The 24217-nt window shown below is 70.7% G+C and carries 22 protein-coding genes; 13 read left to right on the top strand and 9 right to left on the bottom strand.

The features are described from left to right. Positions 1-6: 6 nt before the first annotated feature. Positions 7-243, bottom strand: a complete 237-nt coding sequence (locus OG741_RS18495; protein ID WP_405599262.1) for a DUF3263 domain-containing protein — start codon at positions 241-243, stop codon at positions 7-9. A gap of 53 nt (positions 244-296) precedes the next feature. Further along, positions 297-1568 carry an ABC transporter substrate-binding protein gene (locus tag OG741_RS18500; protein WP_405599264.1) on the bottom strand — a complete coding sequence of 424 codons (1272 nt, stop codon included), beginning with the start codon at positions 1566-1568 and terminating at the stop codon, positions 297-299. A gap of 256 nt (positions 1569-1824) precedes the next feature. Between OG741_RS18500 and OG741_RS18505 the strand changes: the two genes are divergently transcribed. The 5 genes from OG741_RS18505 to OG741_RS18525 all read left to right on the top strand — a co-directional run bounded on the left by OG741_RS18505 (position 1825) and on the right by OG741_RS18525 (position 7634). Further along, positions 1825-2718, top strand: coding sequence for an SIS domain-containing protein (locus tag OG741_RS18505; RefSeq protein ID WP_405599267.1), 894 nt, complete (start codon positions 1825-1827; stop codon positions 2716-2718). 883 nt (positions 2719-3601) lie between these two features. Further along, entirely contained in the window at positions 3602-4537 is a 936-nt protein-coding gene (locus OG741_RS18510; RefSeq protein ID WP_405599269.1) for an ROK family protein, read from the top strand. Beyond that, on the top strand, positions 4537-5682 hold the full coding sequence (gene nagA / locus OG741_RS18515; RefSeq protein ID WP_405599271.1) for an N-acetylglucosamine-6-phosphate deacetylase: 1146 nt from the start codon (positions 4537-4539) through the stop codon (positions 5680-5682). Before OG741_RS18510 ends, nagA begins: the two co-directional genes overlap by 1 nt. A 116-nt stretch (positions 5683-5798) precedes the next feature. Beyond that, positions 5799-6725: a 1-phosphofructokinase family hexose kinase gene (locus OG741_RS18520; RefSeq protein WP_405599273.1), complete on the top strand. Its 927-nt coding sequence runs from the start codon at positions 5799-5801 to the stop codon at positions 6723-6725. A 54-nt stretch (positions 6726-6779) separates the two neighbouring features. Further along, on the top strand, positions 6780-7634 hold the full coding sequence (locus tag OG741_RS18525; protein WP_405599275.1) for a ketose-bisphosphate aldolase: 855 nt from the start codon (positions 6780-6782) through the stop codon (positions 7632-7634). On the opposite strand, the gene OG741_RS18530 is transcribed toward OG741_RS18525, so the two are convergent. Beyond that, on the bottom strand, positions 7635-8588 hold the full coding sequence (locus OG741_RS18530; RefSeq protein WP_405599278.1) for a CBM35 domain-containing protein: 954 nt from the start codon (positions 8586-8588) through the stop codon (positions 7635-7637). An 88-nt stretch (positions 8589-8676) separates the two neighbouring features. Beyond that, positions 8677-10317, bottom strand: a complete 1641-nt coding sequence (gene cdgB, locus OG741_RS18535) for a diguanylate cyclase CdgB (RefSeq protein WP_405599281.1) — start codon at positions 10315-10317, stop codon at positions 8677-8679. A 340-nt stretch (positions 10318-10657) separates the two neighbouring features. Here cdgB and OG741_RS18540 point away from each other — a divergent pair, with 340 nt between their 5' ends. Next, the gene (locus tag OG741_RS18540) at positions 10658-11212 is read left to right on the top strand and encodes a flavin reductase family protein (RefSeq protein WP_405599284.1); all 555 of its coding nucleotides are present in this window, start codon (positions 10658-10660) and stop codon (positions 11210-11212) included. 28 nt (positions 11213-11240) lie between these two features. On the opposite strand, the gene arfB is transcribed toward OG741_RS18540, so the two are convergent. Continuing rightward, positions 11241-11666 carry an alternative ribosome rescue aminoacyl-tRNA hydrolase ArfB gene (gene arfB / locus OG741_RS18545; RefSeq protein WP_405599285.1) on the bottom strand — a complete coding sequence of 142 codons (426 nt, stop codon included), beginning with the start codon at positions 11664-11666 and terminating at the stop codon, positions 11241-11243. Between the two features lie 193 nt (positions 11667-11859). Here arfB and OG741_RS18550 point away from each other — a divergent pair, with 193 nt between their 5' ends. Both OG741_RS18550 and OG741_RS18555 read left to right on the top strand, forming a co-directional pair. Next, a complete protein-coding gene (locus tag OG741_RS18550; protein ID WP_215094963.1) occupies positions 11860-12435 on the top strand; it encodes a TerD family protein in 576 nt (191 codons plus the stop codon). A 472-nt stretch (positions 12436-12907) separates the two neighbouring features. Continuing rightward, positions 12908-14182, top strand: coding sequence for an RICIN domain-containing protein (locus tag OG741_RS18555; RefSeq protein ID WP_405599289.1), 1275 nt, complete (start codon positions 12908-12910; stop codon positions 14180-14182). A gap of 27 nt (positions 14183-14209) precedes the next feature. Here the strand turns inward: OG741_RS18555 and OG741_RS18560 are convergent, their stop codons facing one another. Both OG741_RS18560 and OG741_RS18565 read right to left on the bottom strand, forming a co-directional pair. After that, positions 14210-15598, bottom strand: coding sequence for a M1 family metallopeptidase (locus tag OG741_RS18560; protein ID WP_405605643.1), 1389 nt, complete (start codon positions 15596-15598; stop codon positions 14210-14212). A 79-nt stretch (positions 15599-15677) separates the two neighbouring features. Next, the gene (locus OG741_RS18565; protein WP_405605645.1) at positions 15678-16235 is read right to left on the bottom strand and encodes a heme-binding protein; all 558 of its coding nucleotides are present in this window, start codon (positions 16233-16235) and stop codon (positions 15678-15680) included. Between the two features lie 242 nt (positions 16236-16477). Here OG741_RS18565 and OG741_RS18570 point away from each other — a divergent pair, with 242 nt between their 5' ends. From OG741_RS18570 to OG741_RS18585, 4 genes are all read left to right on the top strand, one after another. Next, the gene (locus OG741_RS18570; RefSeq protein ID WP_405599291.1) at positions 16478-17692 is read left to right on the top strand and encodes a sensor histidine kinase; all 1215 of its coding nucleotides are present in this window, start codon (positions 16478-16480) and stop codon (positions 17690-17692) included. Beyond that, positions 17689-18312 carry a response regulator gene (locus OG741_RS18575; RefSeq protein WP_405599292.1) on the top strand — a complete coding sequence of 208 codons (624 nt, stop codon included), beginning with the start codon at positions 17689-17691 and terminating at the stop codon, positions 18310-18312. Before OG741_RS18570 ends, OG741_RS18575 begins: the two co-directional genes overlap by 4 nt. Positions 18313-18621: 309 nt before the next feature. Then, entirely contained in the window at positions 18622-20244 is a 1623-nt protein-coding gene (locus OG741_RS18580; protein WP_405605647.1) for a M4 family metallopeptidase, read from the top strand. 57 nt (positions 20245-20301) lie between these two features. Next, positions 20302-20799, top strand: coding sequence for a hypothetical protein (locus tag OG741_RS18585; protein WP_405599294.1), 498 nt, complete (start codon positions 20302-20304; stop codon positions 20797-20799). A gap of 17 nt (positions 20800-20816) precedes the next feature. Here the strand turns inward: OG741_RS18585 and OG741_RS18590 are convergent, their stop codons facing one another. Beyond that, positions 20817-21287: a GNAT family N-acetyltransferase gene (locus OG741_RS18590; RefSeq protein ID WP_405599297.1), complete on the bottom strand. Its 471-nt coding sequence runs from the start codon at positions 21285-21287 to the stop codon at positions 20817-20819. Positions 21288-21441: 154 nt separating this feature from the next. Here OG741_RS18590 and OG741_RS18595 point away from each other — a divergent pair, with 154 nt between their 5' ends. After that, positions 21442-22848 carry an NAD(P)/FAD-dependent oxidoreductase gene (locus OG741_RS18595; RefSeq protein WP_405599299.1) on the top strand — a complete coding sequence of 469 codons (1407 nt, stop codon included), beginning with the start codon at positions 21442-21444 and terminating at the stop codon, positions 22846-22848. Here OG741_RS18595 and OG741_RS18600 read toward each other — a convergent pair. Beyond that, complete coding sequence (locus OG741_RS18600; protein WP_405599300.1) at positions 22845-24116, bottom strand: serine hydrolase domain-containing protein; 1272 nt, start codon at positions 24114-24116, stop codon at positions 22845-22847. The two genes, OG741_RS18595 and OG741_RS18600, sit on opposite strands and share 4 nt — an antisense overlap. Positions 24117-24217: the final 101 nt, after the last annotated feature.

The following is a 24217-nucleotide window of genomic DNA, read 5'->3' on the forward strand; positions in this document are numbered from 1 at the left end:
CCGACCCTATCGGCGACTTCGTCTGTCGTCCCTGACTCGGCGGAGACGGTTGACCGTGACGGGGTCGTGGGCGAGGGCGCGCTCGTCGTCGATGAGGGCGTTGAGCAGCTGGTAGTAGCGGACCGGGGAGATGCCGAGCTGCTCCCTGATGGCGCGCTCCTTGGCGCCGGGTCCCGGCCAGGAGCGGCGCTCCATGGCCAGAACGGCGCGGTCGCGCTCGGAGAGCGTCTGGTCGTCGGTCATACGATCCAACATATCTGCGGCCGGTCGGTGCGGTCTCTGGACTACTCGGCGAACTACTCGGCGTTCTCGGCGACGGAGGCGGCGCGGCCGATGCGGCCGAGGACTGCAGCCGGGCTGGCGCCGGGTTCCACGGCCTTGCCGATGTTCTTCTTGATGTTCTCGCTCACGGACGCCCACGAGGTCTTGCCGACCGGCGGAAGCACCGAGGTGGGCAGTTCCTCCAGGAACGCCTTGAGGTCCTTGTGCTCGGGGTCGGCGACCATCGCCTCGGACGCCGAGACTGTCACCGGCAGCAGGTCGTTCTGGCCCGCGAAGTCGAGGACGTTCTTGTCGCTGAAGACAAAGTCCAGGAACGTGCCGATCTCGGCGCGGTGGCCGTTCTGCTTGAAGCCCATGATCCAGTCGGCGACGCCCATCGCCGCCTTCGGCTTGCCGCTGGTGCCGGGCAGGGCGACCTTGCCGACGTCGATGTTGGCCGCTTCGGCCGCCTGCATCAGGGACGGGTGGCCGTTGAGCATGCCGACCTCGCCGCGTGTGAAGGCGGCGAAGGCGTCCTTGCGGTTCAGCTTGCCGGGGGCGACAGGGCCGGTGAGCTTCTTGTCGACCAGGTTCGTCTTCAGCCAGGTGAAGGTGGCGATGTTCTGCTCGGAGTCGATGCCGTAGTTGCCGCTGGTGTCGGTGTATCCGTCACCGCCGCTGAGCAGCCACATCATGGTCTCGGCCTGCGCCTCCTCCGGACCCAGCGGCAGCGCGAAGGGGTACTTCGCGTCGGTGTTGTCCTTCAGCTTCTCCGCGTCCTCGACGAGGTCGTCCCAGGTCTTGGGGTCGTTCTTGATCCCGGCCTCTTTGAAGAGCTTCTTGTTGTAGAAGAGCAGCCGGGTCGAGGCGACGAAGGGCAGTCCGTACTGCACGCGCTTCATCTCACCGGCGTCGGTGAGCGGTTGGAGGAAGTTGGACTGCACGGGTATGGAGAGCAACTGGTCGGCGGAGTACAGCTTGTCGGCCGCGGCGTAGTCGGCGTACGCGCCGATCTGGGCGATGTCGGGGGCCTTGCCGGCCTTGACCATCTCGCCGACCTTGCGGTCGATGTCGTTCCAGGACTCGATCCGGACATCGATCTTGATGCCGGGGTTCGTCCTCTCGAACTCGGCGGCGAGGTCGGCCCAGTACTTCTTGCTGCTCTGGCCGCCGGAGACGTCGTAGTCCGCCGCGACCAGCTTGAGGGTGACGTCGCCGGAACCGCTGGAGGTGCCACAGCCCGTGAGGACCACCGTCATGCCCAGTGCGGCGAGTGCCGCGGTCAGACCCAAGAAGCGCTGATGCACAGCTCTTCGCCCCACCCTCTGCTGTTTGTTTGCCCGTCTTGTTCCAGTCGGTCCCCCGTGACGCCCTGCGAGTTGGGCGCGATTTTCCGCCAACCGGAGGTATGAGGTCTACTCCAATCGGTATCGCTTCCGCAACGTCTGTCCCCAGGGGTGCGGGCATTGCCCGGGCACGCCGCGGGCTGCTAAGCACGTCCCTTGGCACGAAGTGGTCGATGCCGGTCCCGACTTACGCGTACGTCGCGAGGAGCCCAGTCGCATGTCCCGTACCGCAGCAGAGATTGCCACCCAGCCCGCCTGCTGGCGCCGAGCGGCGAAGGCCGCGGCCGCCTTCCCGGGACTGCCACAGCCGGGCGAGCGGGTCGCCGTCACCGGGTGCGGTACGTCCTGGTTCATGGCGATCGCGTACGCGGCGCTGCGGGAGGCGGCGGGGCACGGCGAGACCGACGCGTTCGCCTCCTCGGAGTTCCCCGCGGGGCGGTCCTACGACCGTGTCGTCGCGATCACCCGCTCGGGCACGACGACGGAGGTCCTGGACCTGCTGACAGCACTGCGCGGCAAGGTCCCGACGCTCGCCCTGACGGCGGATCCCAAGACCCCGGTCATGGACGCGGCGGACGAGGTCGCGGTGCTGGACTGGGCGGACGAGGAGTCGGTCGTCCAGACCCGTTTCGCCACGACGGCACTCGCCTTCCTGCGGGCAGGTCTCGGTGACATCCTCGGCGTGAAATCGGTCACCGACGCGGCGGTCGACGCGGAGCTGGCGATCACGGAGCCGCTGCCGGAGGCGGTGGTGGGCGCGGAGCAGTGGACGTTCCTGGGCCGCGGCTGGGCGTACGGGCTGGCGCTGGAGGCGGGCCTGAAGATGCGCGAGGCGGCGGGCGCGTGGACGGAGTCGTACCCCGCGATGGAATACCGCCACGGCCCGATCTCCATCACCGGCCCCGGCCGCGTGACCTGGGTCTTCGGCCCGCTCCCGGAGGGCCTGTCGCTGGACGTGTCCCGAGTGGGCGGCACGCTGGTGGCCCGCCAGGAGACGGACCCCCTGGCCGACCTGATCCGCGCACAGCGGCTGGCGGTGACACTGGCGGAGTCGAAGGGCTTCGACCCGGACAGGCCGAGGAATCTGACGCGGAGCGTGATTCTGGGCTGAGGGGGCCCGGGGGTTCGGGGCGCGCCGGGGCCGTGGGGCGCGGGTCTGGCGGTCCGGGGTGCGCCGGTGCCGCGTGGTGCGGGTCGCCTGCGGGGACGACCCTGCACCGCCCCTCCCCACGGGGAGGTGTGTCGCGGCGCGCGGGGGTTCGCCCGCGAGACCACCCACCGGGCAGCAACCACCAACGCCCCCTGCCCACGGCACCCACGAACCCGGTACAAGCGCCGTCGGAATCGACTCCTCGGCGTCGGCGGCAAACGGGCCGTTGGATTGATCACCCGGTGTTGGCCGCCAATCGCCTGCGGGGACGACCCTGCACCGCCCCTCCCCACGGGGAGGTGTGTCGCGGCGCGCGGGGGTTCGCCCGCGAGACCACCCACCGGGCAGCAACCACCAACGCCCCCTGCCCACGCTCACCACGGACGCTGGAAACGCGGGGACGACCCTTCACGGCCCCTCCCCACTGGAAGGGCTGCGGTGCGCGGGGGTTCGCCCGCGAACCTCCCACCGGGCAGCAACCACCAACACCCCCTGGCCCCCGCCACCCACGACCCCTGGAAACGTCGGGACGACCCTGCACCGCCCCTCCCACCAGAACGCTAAGGGCGCGGGCCCGCCTGGCCCCCGCGGAGCCCGCACGGACACCGTGCCCGGGGGGTCGGGGCGCCAGCTCCGCGTCTCGCTCCGCGGCGGAGCCGCCGGAGCACCGGGGCCCGGGGGCGTCAGCCCCCACTGACCCTTCCCCCAAGGGGTCTGGGGGCGCAGCCCCCAGGTTCGGGAAGGGGCGGGGTGGGGGACAAACCGTTCCGCCGTTTGTATGGGCGCGCAACAATCCGGGGTAGTGGACTAGACCTTTCCACCGTCCACCCGCCAGACTGTCCACGTGAGACACGTCATCGCCCTCGATGTGGGCGGCACCGGCATGAAGGCCGCCCTCGTCGCCCCCGACGGCACCCTGCTGCACGAGGCCCGTCGCGCCACCGCGCGTGAGCGCGGGCCCGACGCCGTCGTCGAGTCCATCCTCGGCTTCGCCGGCGAGCTACGCGCGTACGGCCAGGAGCACCTCGGCCACAGCGCCCTCGCGGCCGGCGTCGCCGTCCCCGGCATCGTCGACGCCGAGAACGGGATCGCCGTGTACGCCGCCAACCTCGGGTGGCGCGACGTACCCCTGCGCGACCTCCTGCGCGAGCGGCTCGGCGCCCCCGTCGCCCTCGGGCACGACGTCCGTACCGGCGGCCTCGCCGAGGGGCGGATCGGCGCGGGCAAGGGCGCCGACCGGTTCCTGTTCGTGCCGCTGGGCACCGGGATCGCCGGAGCCATCGGCATCGCGGGTCGGATCGAGGCCGGGGCCCACGGATACGCCGGCGAGATCGGGCACATCGTCGTCCGCCCCGACGGCCCCGCCTGCGGCTGCGGCCAGCGCGGCTGCCTGGAGACCCTCGCCTCCGCCGCCGCGGTGACCCGCGCGTGGGCGACGGCAAGCGGCGACCCGGACGCCGACGCCGCCGACTGCGCGAAGGCCGTCGAGTCCGGCGACACCCGCGCCCGGGCGGTCTGGCTCGACGCCGTCGACGCGCTCGCCGCCGGGCTCGTCACCGCGCTCACCCTGCTGGACCCCCGCACGCTGATCATCGGTGGCGGTCTCGCCGAGGCGGGGGAAACCTTGTTCACACCGCTGCGGGCCGCGGTCGAGGAGCGCGTCACGTTCCAGAAGCTGCCCGCCATCGTCCCGGCAGCCCTCGGGGACACCGCCGGATGCCTCGGCGCGGGGCTGCTCGCCTGGGATCTGCTCGCCACCGACTCGGAGGTAACCGCCTAATGGCCGACCGCATGGTTCTCACGGGCGCCCGGGTGGTGCTGCCGACCGGGACCGTCGAGAACGGACGGGTGATCGTCGAGGGCGCGAGGATCACCGGCGCCGCGCGCGCCGACGCGCCCGCCCTCGACCTCACCGGTCACTGGGTCGTGCCCGGCTTCGTCGACATCCACAACCACGGCGGCGGCGGCGCCTCCTTCACCTCCGGCAGCGCCGAGGACGTACTGAGGGGCGTACGGACCCACCGCGAGCACGGCACGACCACCCTCGTCGCCTCCACCGTCACCGGCGAGATGGACTTCCTCGCCCACCGCGCGGGCTTCCTGTCCGAGCTGGTCGAGCAGGGCGACCTCGCGGGCATCCACTTCGAGGGCCCCTTCATCTCCCCCTGCCGCAAGGGCGCGCACAGCGAGGAGCTGCTGCGCGATCCCGACCCGGCGGAGGTGCGCAAGCTGATCGACGCGGCCCGCGGTACGGCGAAGATGGTCACCCTCGCCACCGAACTCCCCGGCGGCATCGACTCCGTACGCCTCCTCGCCGAGCACGGCGTGATCGCCGCGATCGGCCACACGGACGCGACGTACGAGCAGACCGTCGAGGCGATCGACGCGGGCGCGACCGTGGCGACGCACCTGTACAACGCGATGCCCGGCCTCGGTCACCGCGCGCCGGGACCGATCGCCGCGCTCCTGGAGGACGAGCGGATCACGGTCGAGCTGATCAACGACGGCACGCATCTGCACCCCGCCGCCCTCGAACTCGCCTTCCACCGCGCGGGCGCGGCACGCGTCGCCTTCATCACCGACGCCATGGACGCGGCGGGCTTCGGCGACGGCCGCTACCAGCTCGGTCCGCTCGAGGTCGAGGTCAGGGAAGGCGTCGCCCGGCTGGTGGAGGGCGGGTCCATCGCGGGCTCGACGCTCACGCTGGACACGGCGTTCAGGCGTGCGGTCACCATCGACCGGCTGCCGGTGGAGGATGTCGTCCGGGCCATTTCGGCCAATCCCGCCCAGCTGCTCGGCGCCTACGACACGGTCGGCTCGCTGGAGCCGGGCAAGGACGCCGACCTGGTCGTCCTTGACGCCGAGTTCACGCTGAAAGGCGTGATGCGCAAGGGCGAATGGGTGATTGAGCCGCGCGTAGGGTGATTTCCACGCAAGCCACTCAAGGCGGTTGGCCGGGGGGTCTGGGCCAACCGCCTTCCGTTTGGCATGATCAGGGCCCGTACGAGCACGGCAAGCGCGTTCTGTGGGGGTGTGTACGGGTGATCCTGACGGTCACGCTCAACACCGCCCTGGACATCACCTACCGGGTCCCCGCGCTGACCCCGCACGCGAGCCACCGCGTCAGCGAGGTCCGCGAACGCCCCGGCGGCAAGGGCCTCAACGTCGCCCGCGTCCTGTCCGCGCTGGGTCACGAGAGCGTGGTCACCGGCTTCGCGGGCGGGCCCACCGGAGCCGTACTGCGCGATCTGCTGGCCCCGCTCGCAGTGCGCGACGCACTCGTCCCCGTCGCCGGGACCACCCGCCGCACCATCGCCGTCGTCGACGACGCGAGCGGCGACACGACCCAGCTCAACGAGCCGGGCCCCCTCGTCACCGCCGGGGAATGGGCGACGTTCCTCACCTCGTACGACTCCCTGCTGCCCGGCGCCGACGCCGTCGCCCTGTGCGGCAGCCTGCCGCCCGGCATCCATGTGGGCGCGTACGCCGAACTGATCCGCAGGGCCCGCGGCGCCGGCATCCCCGTACTCCTGGACACCAGCGGCGAACCGCTGCGCCGCGGCATCGCCGCCCGCCCCGACCTGGTCAAGCCCAACGCCGATGAACTCGCGCAACTGACGGGCTCGCGCGAACCGCTGCGCGCCACCCGTGACGCCCGCCGACGGGGCGCGCACGCCGTCGTCGCCTCGCTCGGCCCCGAGGGCCTCCTCGCGGCCACCGCGGACGGCGTCTGGCAGGCGACCCCGCCGGCGCCGGTGAAGGGCAACCCGACGGGCGCGGGCGACTCGGCGGTGGCCGGGCTGCTCTCCGGCCTCGTCGAACAACTCCCGTGGCCGGACCTGCTCGCCCGCGCGGTGGCGCTGTCGGCGGCGACCGTACTGGCCCCGGCGGCGGGCGAGTTCGACGCCGCGGCCTACGAGGAGCTGCTGCCGCACATCGCGGTGACCGAGCTCGCGGCCGCGGCGTGAAAGCCCGCACACAGCGCACAATCGGGCCCAGCCGCCCGGGAATTGGGGTGCAGCATGCCACTCGTCAGCACCGGTGAACTCGTCTCGGCCGCAGCGGCCGACGGCCGCGGCATCGCCGCCTTCAACGTCATCACCCTGGAACACGCCGAGGCGATCGCCACCGGCGCCGAGCAGGCGGGCGCGCCCGCGATCCTGCAGATCTCCGAGAACGCCGTGAAGTTCCACGGCGGACAGCTCGCCGCGATCGCCGCCGCGGCGGCCGCCGTGGCCCACGCGTCGACCGCGCAGCTCGCCCTCCACCTCGACCATGTCGTCTCCGTGGACCTGCTGCGGTCGGCGGACGACGAAGGCTTCAGCTCGGTGATGTTCGATGCCTCGAAGCTGCCGTACGAGGAGAACGTGCGGGCCACGGCGGACGCGGTGCGCTGGGGCCACGAGCGCGGCATCTGGATCGAGGCCGAACTCGGCAAGGTCGGCGGCAAGGAGGGCGAGGCCCCGCTCGACGCCCACGCACCGGGCGTCCGCACCGACCCGGCGGAGGCTGCCGCCTACGCCGCCGCCACCGGCGTGGACGCCCTGGCCGTCGCGGTCGGCTCCTCCCACGCGATGACGCAGCGCACGGCCGCCCTGGACCACGCCCTCATCGCCCGCCTGCGCGACGCGATCCCCCTCCCGCTGGTACTGCACGGCTCCTCGGGCGTCCCGGACGAGGAGATCCGCCGCGCGGTCGCCTCCGGCATGGTCAAGATCAACGTCGGCACGGCCCTGAACACGGCCTTCACGGGCGCGGTCCGGGCCTTCCTGGACACGACCGACCCGTCGACGGTGGACCCCCGGAAATACCTCGCCCCGGCTCGCGCTGCGATGGCCGGGACGGTGGCGGGGTTCCTGACGCTCGTCAGTGGCTGATCAGCCTTCCTTGACCTCGAGCCAGTCGAGGATGACGTTGCACTGATTGCCCGCCTCGCAGGAGATCTTGAGCTCGTTCTCGCCCTTGTTCAGGTTGACCGGCGCCCAGGTGGTCTGCCAGTTCTTCTCCCACGCCGGGTCCGAGGAGTGGATGAAGTTCTTCAGGCCCAGCGGGTTGGTGTTCGCCTTGCCGTTGACCGTCAGCGTGGCGTTGGCGTCCTGCGCGGGGATGGCGTAGCGCACATACAGCCGGTACTGGCCCGCCTCCGCGATCTTGGCCTTCCAGGTGACCGAGGCGCCGACCGCGTTGAAGCCGGTCACAAACGCGCCGCCCGCACCCTCCGCACCCTTGATGTCCTTCGCCAGCGCGGCCGGCGCACCCAGCTGCAGCGTCGCCGCGTCCTGCTTGGGCAGGGGCTCCTGCGGGTCCTGGGGCGTCGAGGGCTCGTCGCTCGGCTTGACCGACTGGCCCGCGCTCGTGCCGCCGTCGCCGCCGGACTGGCCGCCCGCCTTGTCGTCCTCGCCGCCGCTCGTGATCAGTGCCGCCGCGATGCCGATCACGACCACAGCGACCACCGCAATCGCGCCGATCAGCAGGCCCTTGGTGTTGGGTCCGCCACTGCGGCCGCCGCCGTGGCCGCCGGTCTGGGGCGCGACCGGGCGGGTGGGGGGGCCACCGGGGTAGGTCTCGGGTGCCGCGTACTGCGCGGTCGGCTGGCCCTGCTGGGCGTGCGCCTGCTGCTGCGGGACCTGCTGGCCGTACTGGCGCTCGCCGACCGTCCGGACCTGGTTGTACGAGGTTCTGGGGACGCCGGGCTGTGCGGCAGGACCCGGATAGCCGTAGCCGCGGCTCTGGCCGGGCGGTGTCGCACCCGCTGCCCGTCCGTCCTCGTACAGGTAGCCGAACGGATCGTCGTCCTCGGGCGTGCTCGCGCCGGTGTTCGCGGCCGTCATCCCCATTCACTCCTCACCATGTCGTCAGCACATCGCCGACGCGGGCGAGCCTACCCGGTTCGGGGTATTCCATAGGGTGTCGTTGACCTCAGCCGGCCCGCCGGTGCACTTTCGCCCTGGAACGCTTCTCGACGTACATCCGCTGGTCGGCACTCTGCAGGACCTCCTCGACGGACATTCCGCAGCTCGCCCAGCCGATCCCGAAGCTCGCCCCGACGCGCACGCCCCTGCCGCCGACCCTGATCGGCAGAATGATCGCGTTCCGCAGGCGTAGTGCCAGGTCGGCGGCATCCGCCGCGCCCAGGCCGTCGGCGAGCACCACGAACTCGTCACCGCCGAGCCGGGCGACCGTGTCGTTGTCGCGCACGCCGGTGGTGAGCCGGCGCGCGACCTCGACGAGCACGGCATCGCCCGTCTGGTGCCCGAACCGGTCGTTGATCGACTTGAAGCCGTCCAGATCGCAGAAGAGGACCGCGAGCCCCTTCGTGCCGTCGTCGACCTCGCTGTCGGGCGCGATCGTGTGCACATGGTGGTCGTAGGGCACGCCGGTGGTCTCGAAGTCGAAGCCGTCGCTGCCGAAGATGCCCTCGCTGTCCGCCCCGTACGCGGCGTCCAGCGCCTCGATGGCGCTCTCCCGCGCGGTCTGCGGCCGCTCGCACAGCCGGGCGCTGAGCCGGGCGCGCAGCTCGGCACTGTTGGGCAGCCCGGTGAGCGCGTCATGGCTGGCCCGGTGCGCGAGCTGGAGCTCGTGCCGCTTGCGGTCCTCGATGTCCTCGACATGGGTGAGCAGGAAACGGGGGCCGTCCGCGGTGTCCGCGACGACGGAGTTGCGCAGCGACACCCAGACATACGTCCCGTCCCGGCGGCCCAGCCGCAGCTCGGCACGCCCGCCCTCGGCCGACGTACGCAGCAGCGTGCCGACATCCTCGGGATGCACGAGATCGGCGAAGGAGTAGCGGCGCATCGCGGAGGCAGGTCTGCCGAGCAGCCGGCACAGGGCGTCATTGGTGCGCAGCAGCCGGCCGTGCTGGTCGCCGCCCATCTCGGCGATGGCCATACCGCTCGGCGCGTACTCGAACGCCTGCCGGAAGGACTCCTCACTCGCGCGCAGGGCCTGCTGCTCACGCTCCAGACGGACCAGGGCGCGCTGCATGTTTGCTCGCAGGCGGGCGTTGCTGATCGCAATCGCCGCCTGGGAGGCGTACATCTGGAGCGCTTCCTGGCCCCAGGGGCCCGGCCGCCGTCCGTTGCGCGGCCGGTCGACGGAGATGACGCCGAGGAGCTCGCGGCCGCCGCCCGATGCGTACATGGGGGCGTAGAGACGGTCCTGCGGGTGCCACTCGTCCTCGAAGCGCGGGTCGGGGCCCTCGGTGTGCCACTGCGGGACGTCGTCCTCTATGAGCACCCAGCCCTCGGTGTGCGGGATGAAGCGCAGCTCGCCCCAGGCCTCGCCCATCGACAGACGGCGTTCCCAGGACGGGCGGGAGCCGACGCGGCCCGTGATCAGGGCTTCCGCGGCGGCGCTGCCGGCGAATGCGGCGACGACGAGATCTCCGTCGGGGCGTACGAGATTGACGCAGGCCAGCTCGTAGCCGAGTCCCGCGACGATTCCGTCAGCGACGGTCTGCAGGGTGTCGGCCAGGCTCCGGGCCGTGTTGAGGTCCGCGACCACCTGGTGCAGCTGCCGCAGGGTCGCAAGACGGACGTAGGGCTCCGACTCGGTCTCCATCGCTCGCTCTCCCCGAGACCTCGACAGCAAACTCCAGGGTTCTCATCGACGTTCTTGTTGCGGTATCACGGTCACTGAATCACAGCGAGCTGCCCACTCGGTACACAGGGTCAACAATTACTGCACTCTGTGACTCAAGTCACAATGGATGATGATGCGTTGTCTGCGCGAGCTGCAATGACCCTCGCTTTCCTGAACGCAAATATGGGTGCGCCGCCGGTCCCAGGACCGGCCGTCGGTCTTAGGCCCTGTCCGGTCGATCAGGCCGGACAGGACCTAGGACCCGGCTGGTCCCCCGGCCCGATGCGGGCGCGGGTCGGCCGAGACTAGCGTTCCTCGTGTGCTGCAGACGAGCCCCGCCACCGGTCCTGTTGCCATCCCCCATGCTGAGGGGGTGAGCAACGAGGAGTTCCGCGCCGCCATGTCCCGGCTGGCCGCGGGTGTGGTGCTGGTGACCGCGCACGATCCGGACGACGGCCCGCGCGGCGAGGACGTCGGCATGACGGCGACCGCCTTCATGTCGGTGTCACTGGACCCCCCGCTGGTCCTGGTGAGCCTGCGCAACGACTCCCGCATGGACGACCTGCTCGCCGAACAGCCACTGTGGGCCGTCTCGGTGCTCTCGGAGAGCCAGCGGCACATCGCGGGCCGCTTCGCGATGAAGGGCCGGGTCAGCGACCGGCTCCTGTTCGAGGACATTCCGTACACGAGGGGCGAGGTGAGCGGCGCGCTGCTGGTGAGGGGCGCGCTGGCGACGCTGGAGTGCCGTACGGAACAGAGGGTGGTGGCCGGGGACCACACGCTGGTGATCGCGCGTGTGCTGTCCGTGGGGCTGCCGAGCGCGGACGGCGGTCCGCTGACGTACTTCCGGGGCCGCTACCGCCAGTTGGACTGAGGTCCCGCCGCCGACCGGGGCGGGGGTACTACCAGTCGCGGCCGCTGCGGCCGCGCTTCGTCTGCGCGCGCTGCTTCTTCTCCTGCAGCCGGCGCTCGTTGATACCGCGCGGAATCCTCGTCGCCCGGCGCGGCCGCGGCGGCGGCGCCGTCGCCTCGGCCAGCAGGGAGGCCAGCCGCACGGCCGCGGTCTCGCGGTTGCGCCACTGCGAGCGGTGTTCCGACGCGCGGACCGCGATCACACCGCCCACCATCCGGCCGGCCAGCCGCTCCAGCGCGCGGTCCTTCCAGACCTGCGGCAGCGCCTCGGTCCTCGCGAGGTCGAAGCGGAGCTCCACCTGCGAGTCACTGGTGTTGACGTGCTGGCCACCCGGTCCCGACGACCGCGAGAAACGCCACATGAGCTCGGCCTCCGGCAGGGAGACCGAACCGCGGATGATGTAGGGACCGGACATGCGTCCATGGTCGCGTGCCCGCGCCGTCCGCGTCACCCGCTTTTCGGGCGTCCGCGCTCGCCCGTCTCCCCGCGAGGTGGCAAAGGAAGCACAGACGGATGGAACCTGGCAGTCCCCTGCCTGCGTTATGACGGGTGACGGTAGCTTCGGGAGGGCTCGAAGCCCGCACAGACGACACGAAGGGGACTTCCCAATGGCAGTAAGCCTGTCCAAGGGCGGCAACGTCTCGCTCACCAAGGAGGCACCGGGCCTGACCGCCGTCACGGTCGGCCTCGGCTGGGACGTCCGTACGACCACCGGCACCGACTTCGACCTCGATGCCTCCGCGATCGGTGTGAACCCCGGCGGCAAGGTCGCGTCCGACGCCCACTTCGTCTTCTTCAACAACAAGGCGACGCCCGACCAGACCATCGTCCACACCGGCGACAACCGCACCGGCGAGGGCGGCGGCGACGACGAGCAGATCAACGTCAACCTGGCGGGTCTGCCGGCCGACGTCGACAAGATCGTCTTCCCGGTCTCCATCTACGACGCCGTCAACCGCAGCCAGAACTTCGGCCAGGTGCGCAACGCCTACATCCGCATCGTCAACCAGGCCGGCGGCGCCGAGCTGGCGCGCTACGACCTGAGCGAGGACGCCGCCACCGAGACCGCGATGGTCTTCGGCGAGCTCTACCGCAATGGCGCGGAGTGGAAGTTCCGCGCCGTGGGCCAGGGGTACGCCTCGGGCCTGGAGGGCATCGCCCGCGACTTCGGCGTCAACCTCTGACGTACGCACCGCGACAAAAGGCCCCGGCTCACAAGCCGGGGCCTTTCTGCTGTCCTCTGGTCGCCGCCGACGGGAGGGCCGACGGGAGAGGCCGGCTGCCTGACCGTACGAGAGGCGGCGGTCCATGGAACCAATGCCAACTCACCGTTACGGACTAGGAATCCGCCCTGACAGATGAGGGGTGACTGTTGAGTTCGGTGTGTCGATGCCGACAGCGTGATCAACCCGCTCGCCGCAGATCTTGACGCACGCGGGCCACGGCATCTATCCACTACCCAGGGGTCCAACGGCTGCACCCCTGCCACCAGCCGTCCAACCCGTTAGCGCATCGTCTCCAAAATCGCGAGGTCCTGATCAGCCCACTGCATCTCCAGCAGGCTGACTCCGCCTTCAGATCACCAAGACCACTACGCGACACACATGCACGAGGAGACCCGTGTCCGAGCCAGCGGCCGCCGAAGCCGACTCACTGATGCTGCAGGCCTTCCGCACCCTGCCCGAATCGTGGCAGACGACGCTGTTGCAGAGCCTCGACGAACACGCCGGGCACACGACCCCCTTGGCGGAACTGAGTCCTGACACAGCGGACTCCGAGGCCGCCCGCGCCCTCAAGGGCCTGTACGAGGCCTACCTCCGCACCTATGCCGCGCAGACCCCCGGCCGAGCGTGCCGCCATTTCGCCGCCGTGCTGGACGACACCGTCCGCCTCGGGGACTGCCCACGCTCCAAGGACTTCGACCAGCACGCGGCCACGTGCGGGAGCTGCGCCCGGGCACGTACAGACATCGTCGCGATCCACACAGGCCGGCACACCACCCTGTCCAAGGCGTTGCTGCCGAGTACGGCGGAGCGGCCGGCCTCGTCACCCGGCGACGGGCGCTCTGCAGCCCTGGCGATCCCGGCTCCGGCGACGCCCGAGCCCACCGAAGTCCCCTCTCCACGCGGCATTTCGCGTGAGGCATCCTCCCGGCGCGTTGTCCCGGTCACCCCAGCCTTTGCCATCGCCGCGGTGGTGGCCACGGCCGCAGCGATTGCCGCATCTGTCACTGTCGTCTTCTCGAACGGTCCGGGCACCGCCACCCGACCGCCCCTGGCCGCCTCTGATTCCGCCACCAGCTCCGTCCCGGCGGCTGTTGCTGTGACCGCAACGGTGACGGTATCGGCCACCGCGACGCCGACTGCCCACACCTCCGCCGGGGCGAGGTCTCGCGACGACCGCGCAACCGGTTCTGTTCCACCCGAAGTTGCCGCACCTCCGGCGCCGAGCGGAAAACCGAAGGGCTTCCAGCTGGTCAACCAAGCGACGGGCCTGTGTGTGGGGATCCAGGACGCCGCCGACACCCAGGGTGCCATGATGCAGCTCCAGGAGTGCGTCAGCGGCGAAGCGACCCAGCGCTGGGAACGCATCGCGGCCGGCCAGGACACCTACCAATTGAGGAACACGGGCACCGGCAAGTGCCTCGACGGCACTCACAATGGCGGAAACGTGGTCAGGGTCGTCCAATGGGACTGCCACGTCTCAGATGACCGTTCAGTACAGCTGTGGACCTTCACGTCGGACGCGAATGCGCCCGGATATCGATTGTTCTTTGTCCCGCAGGTAGGCTCCAGCGACTATTCGTCGCACCTGCTCGGTCCGGAGGACTGGCCCGAGGCCGACCCGCCCAGAGCGGGATCCTACCTTGCACAACTGCCGAACTATTACAACTCCAGCAGCTTCATATTCGCTATGGACGACGGTATATGAAGCAACGTCACGTCAGGAACCGGGACACTATGGGGTGTCGGGCTTGTCCTTGCCGTAAAGCCAGGTGTCCCAGAGCTCGGTGAGGTCCTTGCCGGACTTCTTCTCGACGTAGGCGGTGAAGTCGGCGGTGGAGGCGTTGGAGTGGCGGTGCTCCGTCGCCCAGCCCTTCACGATCTCGAAGAAGGGCTTCTCGCCGACCGCCTGACGGATCTTGTGCAGGACCATCGCGCCGCGGTAGTACACCGGATCGTCGGAGACTTTCGCCGCGGACGGCGGATCGGCGGGCGGGAACGCCCAGTTCTTGTCGTCGGCGAAGGCGGCCTCGAAGCTCTGCTTGGCTGGGGTGGCGTCGAAGTCCTCGTGCCAGATCCACTCCGCATAGACGGCGAAGCCTTCGTTGAGCCACATGTCCTTCCAGGACCTGGGCGTCACGGAATTGCCGAACCACTGGTGGGCGATCTCGTGGACGAGCGAATCCGGGAGCTCTTTCACCGGGATCACGGGCTTGGTCTGGGTCTCCAGGGCGTAGCCGAGGTCGTCGTTCGGTACGACGATGACGCCGGCGGACGAGAAGGGGTACGGGCCGAAGTTCAGCTCCCCCCATTCCACAATCTCGGGGACCTGGGCAATCAGCTGTGCATGTTTCGTCCCCACGGCCGGGTCGACGACGGTGAGGACCGGCACGCCGCTGGAGGTGCGGGACTCCGTCGGCCTGTACTCGCCGATGGCGAGCATGGCGAGGTAACTGGCCATCGGTTGCCTGGACTTCCAGGCGTAGGTGGTGCGCCCGCCTGTCGTGACCTTCTTCATCAACTCACCGTTGGAGATCACCCTCAGCGGCCCCTCGGGCACGGTGACCGTGATGTCGTACGTGGCCTTGTCGCTCGGGTGGTTGTTGCTCGGGAACCAGGCCATCGAGCCGCTGGGCTCGCCGACCGCGAGCGCGCCGCCCTCGGTCTCCAGCCAGCCTTCCTTCGACTTCTCTTCGTCCTCGTCGATGATCGTCTGCGGTTCGCCGGAGTAGCTGACGACCGTACGGAAGGTCTTGCCCTTGTCGATGTCGCGGTGCGGGCGCAGCGTCAGCTCGTCGCCCGCCCGGTTGGCCGCCGCCTCCTTGCCGTCGACCGTGGCGCCGTCGACCTTCAGCCCGTGGAGGTCGAGGTTGAAGGCGCTCAGGTCCTGGGTGGCGCGTGCGGTGATCTCGGCGGTGCCCTTGAGGTGGTTCGTGTCCGGGTCGTAGGCGAGGGTCAGGGCGTAGTGCTGGACGTCGTACCCGCCGTTGCCGAGCCCGCGGAAGAGCGGATCGCGCACACCCGCGGAGCCGGGCTTGCCGTGCACACCCGTGCCGCCGTCGGTGCAGCCTGTGAGCAGGAGCAGCGCGACGGCGGGCGTCAGGGTGCGTACGAGAGTTCGCATATCCACGCAGTTGATCCTATGCGGGGGTATGCGCTCGGGGAGCGAATCAGCAGGTACGGCTTACTTGTTGAAGTACGGCTTACTTGTTGAGCGCCGCGACACCCGCCGCGGCGTACTGCTCGTCCAGGGCGCCACTGGGCGCGCCCGCCACGCCGATGCCCGCGATCGGGGCGCCCTGGGACCGCACCGGTGCGCCGCCCGCGAGGAAGAGCGTGCCGGGGATGTCCTTCAGGTTCGGGGCCTGCTCCAGGCGCTTGACGAGCTCGGAGGTGGAGGCGTTCCACGAGACGGCGGTGAAGGCCTTGCGCTGTGCCGACTCGTACGACTGCGGGCCCGCGCCGTCGCCACGCAGGGTGACGACGGTGGTGCCGTTGCGGTCGACGACGGCGACGGAGACGCGCTGGTTGTCCTTCTCGGCAGCCTCCAGCGCGGCCCGGGCGGCCTTGGTCGCGGCCGCGACCGTCAGGTGGGTGGACTGCTGGAGGTTGCGGTCGGCCGCATCGGCCCGGACCGCGGCAAGCGACTCGGCGGCGGGAGCGGACGCGTTCGCGGACACGGCGCCGAAGGTGCCCGCACCCAGGGCGGCCGCGGCGACGGCTCCGGTCAGGACACGGGCACGCAGGGACAGCTTCTTGATGGTCATGGGGCTCCTCGGGCTCTGGGCCGGGTCTTGCTCGGGGCTGGGTCTCACTCGATCCTCCGGTCCGGTCCGGGGCGCCGCGGTCGGCGTACCGGCTGCTGAGCGCAGGCATGATGGACGACGGCCGGGTCAGCCGATCGGCTGATGCGGCGGTGGTCCCGCCGGGTCACGATGCAGAACGAGCCACGAACAAGCCCCAGGTCACAGAGCACACGCAGCGCCGCCAGCAGGAGAGCCCGATGTCCCACGCACCGTCCGCCACCGGCGGTGATCGCGCGACCCTGGATGGGCAGACCCTGGATCCCGATGCCCGCTGGCTGGTGACGGTGATGAACACCGCCTTCCTCGCCCTGCTCGCCGGATCCCTGCTGCGCTATCTCCTCAAGCACCCGGAGAGTCCGCGGCTGCCGTGGGTCGTCGGCCTGAGCATCACCCTCGCCGCGCTCCAGCTCGCGGGCCACTGGCTCGGCGGGCGCCGGGCCGACCGGCTGCGGCTCGCCGGGCAGCGGCCGAGCCGCCTCCAGCTGGTGCTGCTCGGCTCCGTCGTGGCCTGCTGGGTCGTGATCGTGCTGCTCGCGCCGAGCTTCGCCTGGTGCGCCGTACCGCTCATCTACACCGGGCTGCGATCGCTCCCCATCCGCGCCGCCGTCGCGCTCGTCGCCGTGCTCTGCGCGCTGGTGATGATCGCCGAATGGCGCCTGGCGGACAGCGTGGACCCCAATCTCTTTCTGCTGCCGCCGACGGTCGCCGTCCTCGCCACCACCGTCTTCATCTACATGCGGCGCCAGGCCGACCGGCTGGCCGCCACCCAGCGGCGCGAGGGGACGCTCGCCGAACGCCAGCGGCTCTCCATGGAGATCCACGACACCCTCGCGCAGAGCCTGTCCAGCCAGCAGATGCTGCTCCAGGCCGCGGAACGCACCTGGGACAGTGACCCGGCGGCCGCCCGCGGCCATGTCCGTACGGCCGAGTCGATCGCCGAGCGCAGCCTCGCCGAGGCCCGCCGCTTCGTGCACGATCTGGCGCCCGCGGACCTGGCGGAGGGCGGCGGCCTGGACGCGGCCCTGCGTACGCTCGCCGAGCGCGAGTCCACCGGCTCCCTCCAGGTCCGCTTCCACCGGGACGGCACGCCCGTACAACTGCCCGACCGGGTCCAGTCGGCGCTGCTGCGGATCGCCCAGGGCGCGCTGGCGAACGTACGGGAGCACGCGGCGGCCACCACCGCCGCGCTCACCCTCAGCCACCTGGACGACCAGGTGGTACTGGACATCGCCGACGACGGCCGCGGCTTCGAGCCGTCCGGCACCCGTACCGACGCCCGTGCCGGTGACCGGGGCCACGGGCTGCCCGCGATGCGCGCCCGCGTACGGCAGCTGGGCGGCACGCTGACCGTCGAGTCGACGCCGAGCGAGGGCACGGTCCTGTCCGCCGCGATCCCCCTGGAGCGCGCATGACCGCGGTACGGATCCTCCTCTGCGACGACCACGCCGTCGTACGCGCCGGGCTCCTCGCCCTCCTCGGCAGCGAACCGGACATCGAGGTCGTCGGCGAGGCGGGCAGCGGCGAGGAAGCGGTCGCGATGGCGGCGAAACTGACCCCTGACGTGGTGCTGATGGACCTCCAACTGGGGCCCGGCATCGACGGAGTCGAGGCGACCCGGCGCATCGCGACGCCCCAGGTGCATGTGCTGGTGCTGACGACGTACGACACGGACGCGGACATCACGCGCGCGATCGAGGCGGGCGCGACGGGCTACCTGCTGAAGGCGGAACACCCCGAGGAGCTGTTCGCGGCGATCCGCGCGGCGGCGCTGGGCCGCACGGCGCTCTCGGCCCCGGTCGCGAGCCGCGTACTGCACCACATGCGCGGCACGGGCCGCCCGTCCCTGACGGACCGGGAACGGGACATCCTCGGCCAGCTGGCGCGGGGGCTCGGCAACCGGGAGATCGCGCGGGCGCTGTTCATCAGTGAGGCGACGGTGAAGACGCATCTGGGGCGGATCTACGCGAAGTTGGGCGTGGACACGAGGGCGGGCGCGGTCTCGGTGGCGAAGGAACAACGGCTGCTGCCGTAGCCGCGCCGGGCGCGAAGCGCGGCCGCTGGTGTCTTACTCGCGCCGTGCCCGAAGCGCGGCCGGTGCTGTCTTACTCGCGCCGTGCGAGCGCCGCCACGGCTTCCGGGGCGGCGACCCGCACACACGGCCCGCCCCCACCTCCACGTAAGCCACCCTCCGCATCAACACACCGCATAGCGGACACACTTGTACGCCTGACGAACAACTCACGGTCAAATTCGTGTTGCAGACCTGTCAACAACACTCTTTCGCTGGCACTCTCTCTGCCGCTGCCCCCCACCACCCGGCGAAGGAGCCCGCGTGACCCGCATGCAGTCCTCGCACCACACCGCCCCCTCCCGCACGCGTGCGCGATCCGCACGTGCCGCCGCGCTGATCGCCTCGGCCGCCATGGTCGCCGTCGCGCTCACCAGCGGCTCGGCCAGCGCCGAGGCCGACCGCGAAGAGGGCGCGACCGCTCTCGTACTGTCCGCCGCACAGCGCACCGCCGCGCTGAAGGACGCCCAGGCCGAGGCGGCCACCACCGCCAGAGCCATCGGCCTCGGGGGCAAGGAGAAACTCGTCGTCCGCGACGTCGTCAAGGACACCGACGGCACCGTGCACACGCGCTACGAGCGCACCTACGACTCACTCCCCGTCGTCGGCGGCGACCTCGTCGTCCACGAGAAGAAGTCCGGCGCCCGCACCGCCACCAAGGCCACCAACGCCAAGATAGCCGTGGCCAGTACGGCCCCCGCCATATCCGTCGCGAGCGCCAAGAAGTCCGCCCTCGCCTCCTCCGACGCGAAGTCCGAGACCGCCTCGTCCGCCCGCAAGGTGATCTGGGCCGCCACCGGCAGGCCCGCCCTCGCCTGGGAGACCGTCGTCACCGGCGTCCAGCAGGACGGCACCCCGAGCGAGCGGCACGTCCTCACGGACGCTGCCACCGGCAAGGAGCTGTACGCCTACGAGGCCATCGAGACCGGCACCGGCCACAGCCAGTACAGCGGCACCGTCACCCTCGGCACCGCGCCCTCGTACACGCTGACCGACACCGGCCGCGGCGGCCACAAGACGTACGACCTGAACGGCGCCACCAACGGCACCGGCACCCTCTTCAGCGACCCCGACGACACCTGGGGCGACGGGGCCGCCACCAACCGCCAGACCGCGGCCGTCGACGCCCACTACGGCGCCGCTGTGACCTGGGACTTCTACAAGAACGAGCTGTCCCGCAACGGCATCAGGGGCGACGGCGTCGCCGCCTACTCCCGCGTCCACTACGGCAACGCCTACGTCAACGCCTTCTGGTCCGACCAGTGCTTCTGCATGACGTACGGCGACGGCGCCGCCAATCTCAAGCCGCTCACCTCGCTCGACGTGGCCGGCCACGAGATGAGCCACGGCCTGACCGCCTCCACCGCGGGCCTGCGCTACAGCAAGGAGTCCGGCGGCCTCAACGAGGCCACCTCCGACATCTTCGGCACCTCGGTCGAGTTCTACGCGGCCAACGCCACGGACGCCGGCGACTACCTCATCGGCGAGAAGATCGACATCCGCGGCAACGGCACCCCGCTGCGCCACATGGACAAGCCGAGCCGCGACGGCAACTCCGCCGACTACTGGTCACGGACCGTCGGCCGGCTCGACGTGCACTACTCCTCCGGCCCGGCGAACCACTTCTTCTACCTGCTCTCCGAGGGCAGCGGCGCCAAGACGATCAACGGCGTCAGCTACGACTCCCCGACATACGACGGCTCCACCGTCACCGGGATCGGCCGGGTCAAGGCGTACAAGATCTGGTACAAGGCGCTCTCCACGTACATGACCTCCTCGACCAACTACGCGGGCGCGCGCACCGCGACCCTGCAGGCGACGAGCGACCTGTACGGCGCGGGCAGCGCGGAGTACACGGCGGTCGCGGCCGCCTGGACCGCGGTCAACGTGAAGTAGACGCAGGTCACGGGCCGCGCGGCAGGGACCCCGCGCGGCCCGTGACACCATCGACCCGTGCTCGACATCGGCTACTCCCTCTCCCGCCGCTTCCCCGACCCCCCGCAGACGGACTACCGCCGCGCGGACGTCCAGGCCCTGCGGCACGACCTCTTCTGCGGCGACGTCTACCTCGCCGACACCAAGGAGGACCGCGAGGTCTCCACAGCCTGGGGATGGGTGCCGGTCCTCGACTTCGCCTGGGCCCTGTGCGACATCGTCGAGCAGCTCGACCGCGACCCCCTCGGCAGCCGCGCCGCGAAACCGCAGCACGCCGAGCTCGACTTCACCGAGTCGGCCGACCGCATGCTCTTCGAGCGGCGCTTCGGATGGGTGGACGTGGAGGCCGACTGGATGCCCGGCGACGAACCGCCGCTCACCTTCAACCACGGCGAGCTGCGCCGCGAAGCCCGCGACTTTCTGCACGACCTGATCTCGGACCTGTCCGACATGCACGAGGGCCTCGCCGACAACCCCGTGGTGTGGGACATCCAGGCCCGTTTCCCCCGCGTCTGACAGCGCCTCCCGATCGCCTACGAGCCCAACGAGGCCAGCGCCTCGTCGGTCAGCCGGTACACCGTCCACTCGTCCTGCGGCTTCGCACCCAGCGAGCGGTAGAAGTTGATCGACGGGGTGTTCCAGTTCAGTACGGCCCACTCCAGGCGCTGATACCCGCGCTCCACACAGACCCGCGCCAGCTCCGTCAGCAGCGCCTTGCCGTGGCCGGAGCCGCGCAGCGCCGGACGCACGTACAGATCCTCCAGATAGACACCGCTCACGCCGGTCCACGTCGAGAAGTTGAGGAACCACAGCGCGAAGCCCGCCACCTCCCCCTCGTCCGTCTCCGCGATGTGCGCGAAAGCGGCGGGCCGCTCCCCGAACAGCGCCTCGGCCAGCTGCTCCCCGCTCGCGCGGGCCTCGTCCAAGGCCTTCTCGTACTCGGCGAGTTCGCGGACCATACGGTGAATCTCGGGGACGTCGGCCGGTGTGGCGATACGAATCATGAAGCCAGCCTGCCCGCCCGCCCCTCTGCCGTGCCAGCAGTTCCGGGCAATGGACACCTGCTGCCGAGTGCGGCGACCGGTCCCGCGTACGACGATGAAGCGGTGGGCGAGTACCCTCCCGCCACACGCACTCACGCTGAGCAGCAGGGGCATCATGAGCACGAGCAGTACGAGCACCGTCAACGGCGGCATATCGTTCTGGTACGCACAGGAAGGCACCCCCCTACCCCGGGAGCCCCTCCCCGGCGACGCCACAGCGGACGTCTGCATCGTCGGCGGCGGATACACCGGCCTGTGGACGGCCTACTACCTCAAGAAAGCCGTCCCCTTCCTGAACATCACCGTCCTCGAAGGCAAGTTCTGCGGCTACGGCGCCTCCGGCCGCAACGGCGGCTGGCTCTACAACGGCATCGCCGGCCGCGACCGGTACGCCAGGCTCCACGGCCACGACGCCGCCGTCCGCCTCCAGCAGGCGATGAACGACACCGTCGACGAAGTCATCCGCGTCGCGGCCGAAGAGAACATCGACGCCGACATCCACAAGGGCGGGGTACTTGAAGTCGCCCACACCCCCGCCCAGTTGACCCGCCTGAAGAACTTCCACGCCGTCGAGATCGCCTTCGGCGAGAAGGACCGCGTCCTGCTCGGCGCCCGCGAAACAGCCGACCGCATCCGCGTCACCGGCGCCGTCGCCTCCACGTGGACCCCGCACGGCGCCCGCCTGCACCCGGTCAAGCTGGTCAAGGGCCTGGCGGCGGCCGTCGAGGCCCTGGGCGTCACGATCCACGAATCGACGCCCGTCACCGAAATCAGGCCCAAGCACGCGGTGACCCCCTACGGCACGGTCCGCGCCCCCTACATCCTGCGCTGCACCGAAGGCTTCACCGCGAACCTCAAGGGCCACAAGCGCTCCTGGCTCCCCATGAACTCCTCCATGATCGCCACCGAGCCCCTCCCCCAGTCCGTCTGGGACACCATCGGCTGGGACGGCCGCGAAACCCTCGGCGACATGGCCCACGCCTACATGTACGCCCAGCGCACCGCCGACAACCGCATCGCCCTCGGCGGCCGCGGCGTCCCCTACCGCTACGGCTCCCGCACCGACAGCGACGGCCGCACCCAGCCCGCCACCGTCGAAGCCCTCCGCGACATCCTGGTCCGCTTCTTCCCCACCACCGCGGGCGTCCGCATCGACCACGCCTGGTCCGGCGTCCTCGGCGTCCCCCGCGACTGGTGCGCCACCGTCACCCTGGACCGCTCCACCGGGCTCGGCTGGGCAGGCGGCTACGTCGGCTCGGGCGTGGCCACCACCAACCTCGCGGCCCGCACCCTGCGCGACCTGATCCAACAGGACTCGGGCCAATCGGGCGGCACCGACCTCACCGCGCTGCCCTGGGTCAACCACAAGGTCCGCAAATGGGAACCGGAACCCCTGCGCTGGCTGGGCGTCCAGACGATGTACGCGGCCTACCGCACCGCGGACCGCCGCGAATCAACGGCCCACTCGGCCCAGACGGACCGCATCGCCCAACTGGCGGACCGCATCGCGGGCCGCCACTAAGGCGTCCGCTGAGGCTTGCCCCGGCTTTCAGGGCGGCTGGACCGTGCGAAGGGCACCTCGCTGAACGGCACGGGGTGGCCGGGCGCGAGCTCCGCGGCGATCCGGTCCGTGATCGTCTGGGCGGTATTGCCGTCCGGGGTGCTCTCGCCCTTGGTCGTCGCGACCGCGATGGCCAGCCGCTCGGCGGGGAGATACGCCTGGACGGCGGCATATCCGAAGAACGACGGGTTCTGCACGATCCAGCCGTTCAGGACGAGAACGGCGAGTCCGTAGTGCGTGGCCTCGGTGTTCAGCTGGCAGACGGTCGCAGGACAGGTGGCTGTGGGTCCGCCCAGGCCGACCGTGCCGGGATCCAGCTGCTCCCGGAAGGCGCTCCGGGACAGCAGCTCACCGGAGCCGATGGCCTGGGCCGAGCGGGCCAGGTCGCAGATATGGGTGGTCACGACCGCGCCGGGGGCCGTGGTCCACGAGGGGTTCCAGAAGGTGGACTCCTCGTACAGGCCGCGTTCGGCGGTGAAGGCGTGCAGAACGGGCGGCTGGATGTCGGGCGTGAAACTGTTGCGGGTGTCACGCAGCCCGAGCGGGCCCATGATGCGCCGCTTCAGCAGAACGTCGAGCCGGGTCCCGGTGATCTTCTCCAGGGCGGCGCCGAGAAGAACGAAATTGGCGTGGGAGTAACTCCAGTTGGTGCCCGGCTCGTACCAGCGGGGCAGGGCCGTCGAAATGCCCACCAGCTCCTCGGCGGTCCACTGCCGGAAGGGGTCGGCCTCGAGCGCGGCGAGGAAGTCGGGGTCGGTGACGTAGTCGGCGAGCCCCGTGGTGGAGCTGCCGAGCATGCGCAGCGTGATCCGGTCGGCGTCCGGGAGACCGGGCAGCCACCGCGAGACGGGGTCGTCGAGACCGACCTTCCCCTCGTCGACCAGCTGCAGCAGGACGGTCCCCATATAGGCGATCGCCACGGACCCGGCCCGGAAGTGCATGCCGGGCTCGGCAGGTACGCCGGTCATCGACTCGCCGAGCGCGGTGGTGATGACCTCCCTGCCGTCCCTGGTGACGCGCAGCAGCACGGACTTGAGGTCCAGCTCGCTCTTGACCTGCTCGGCGATCCGCAGCACCTCGCGGGCCGGCCCGCCCCTGGGCGGCGGGGAGCTCACACACGGGCGGCTCTTCCCGTGCCCGTCCATGGCGGAGGCGGAGACCGTGAACTGGGTGCTCGCGGCGATGAGCGTCGCGACGCAGAGCAGCGTCGTCATGCGTGTGCGTCTCATGCCCGCACTATGAGCGAGCAAGACCAGCGAACCAGGACATAACACCCCGACCCACACGGGGATCACTCTTCGGGGCCCGTGACCCCGGTACCGCTGGAGCG

This window comes from Streptomyces sp. NBC_01410 (assembly GCF_045040195.1).
Classification (GTDB): domain Bacteria; phylum Actinomycetota; class Actinomycetes; order Streptomycetales; family Streptomycetaceae; genus Streptomyces.

Excerpts from the sequence above, each read along its gene's own strand:
- OG741_RS18575 (WP_405599292.1), top strand. The coding sequence starts at position 17,689 with ATGACCGCGGTACGGATCCTCCTCTGCGACGACCACGCCGTCGTACGC.
- OG741_RS18555 (WP_405599289.1), top strand. The coding sequence starts at position 12,908 with ATGCTGCAGGCCTTCCGCACCCTGCCCGAATCGTGGCAGACGACGCTG.
- OG741_RS18560 (WP_405605643.1), bottom strand. The coding sequence starts at position 15,598 with ATGCGAACTCTCGTACGCACCCTGACGCCCGCCGTCGCGCTGCTCCTG.
- OG741_RS18530 (WP_405599278.1), bottom strand. The coding sequence starts at position 8,588 with ATGACGGCCGCGAACACCGGCGCGAGCACGCCCGAGGACGACGATCCG.
- OG741_RS18495 (WP_405599262.1), bottom strand. The coding sequence starts at position 243 with ATGACCGACGACCAGACGCTCTCCGAGCGCGACCGCGCCGTTCTGGCC.
- OG741_RS18590 (WP_405599297.1), bottom strand. The coding sequence starts at position 21,287 with ATGATTCGTATCGCCACACCGGCCGACGTCCCCGAGATTCACCGTATG.
- OG741_RS18570 (WP_405599291.1), top strand. The coding sequence starts at position 16,478 with ATGTCCCACGCACCGTCCGCCACCGGCGGTGATCGCGCGACCCTGGAT.
- OG741_RS18580 (WP_405605647.1), top strand. The coding sequence starts at position 18,622 with ATGCAGTCCTCGCACCACACCGCCCCCTCCCGCACGCGTGCGCGATCC.
- nagA (WP_405599271.1), top strand. The coding sequence starts at position 4,537 with ATGGCCGACCGCATGGTTCTCACGGGCGCCCGGGTGGTGCTGCCGACC.
- OG741_RS18550 (WP_215094963.1), top strand. The coding sequence starts at position 11,860 with ATGGCAGTAAGCCTGTCCAAGGGCGGCAACGTCTCGCTCACCAAGGAG.
- arfB (WP_405599285.1), bottom strand. The coding sequence starts at position 11,666 with ATGTCCGGTCCCTACATCATCCGCGGTTCGGTCTCCCTGCCGGAGGCC.
- OG741_RS18600 (WP_405599300.1), bottom strand. The coding sequence starts at position 24,116 with ATGAGACGCACACGCATGACGACGCTGCTCTGCGTCGCGACGCTCATC.
- OG741_RS18505 (WP_405599267.1), top strand. The coding sequence starts at position 1,825 with ATGTCCCGTACCGCAGCAGAGATTGCCACCCAGCCCGCCTGCTGGCGC.
- OG741_RS18525 (WP_405599275.1), top strand. The coding sequence starts at position 6,780 with ATGCCACTCGTCAGCACCGGTGAACTCGTCTCGGCCGCAGCGGCCGAC.
- OG741_RS18595 (WP_405599299.1), top strand. The coding sequence starts at position 21,442 with ATGAGCACGAGCAGTACGAGCACCGTCAACGGCGGCATATCGTTCTGG.
- cdgB (WP_405599281.1), bottom strand. The coding sequence starts at position 10,317 with ATGGAGACCGAGTCGGAGCCCTACGTCCGTCTTGCGACCCTGCGGCAG.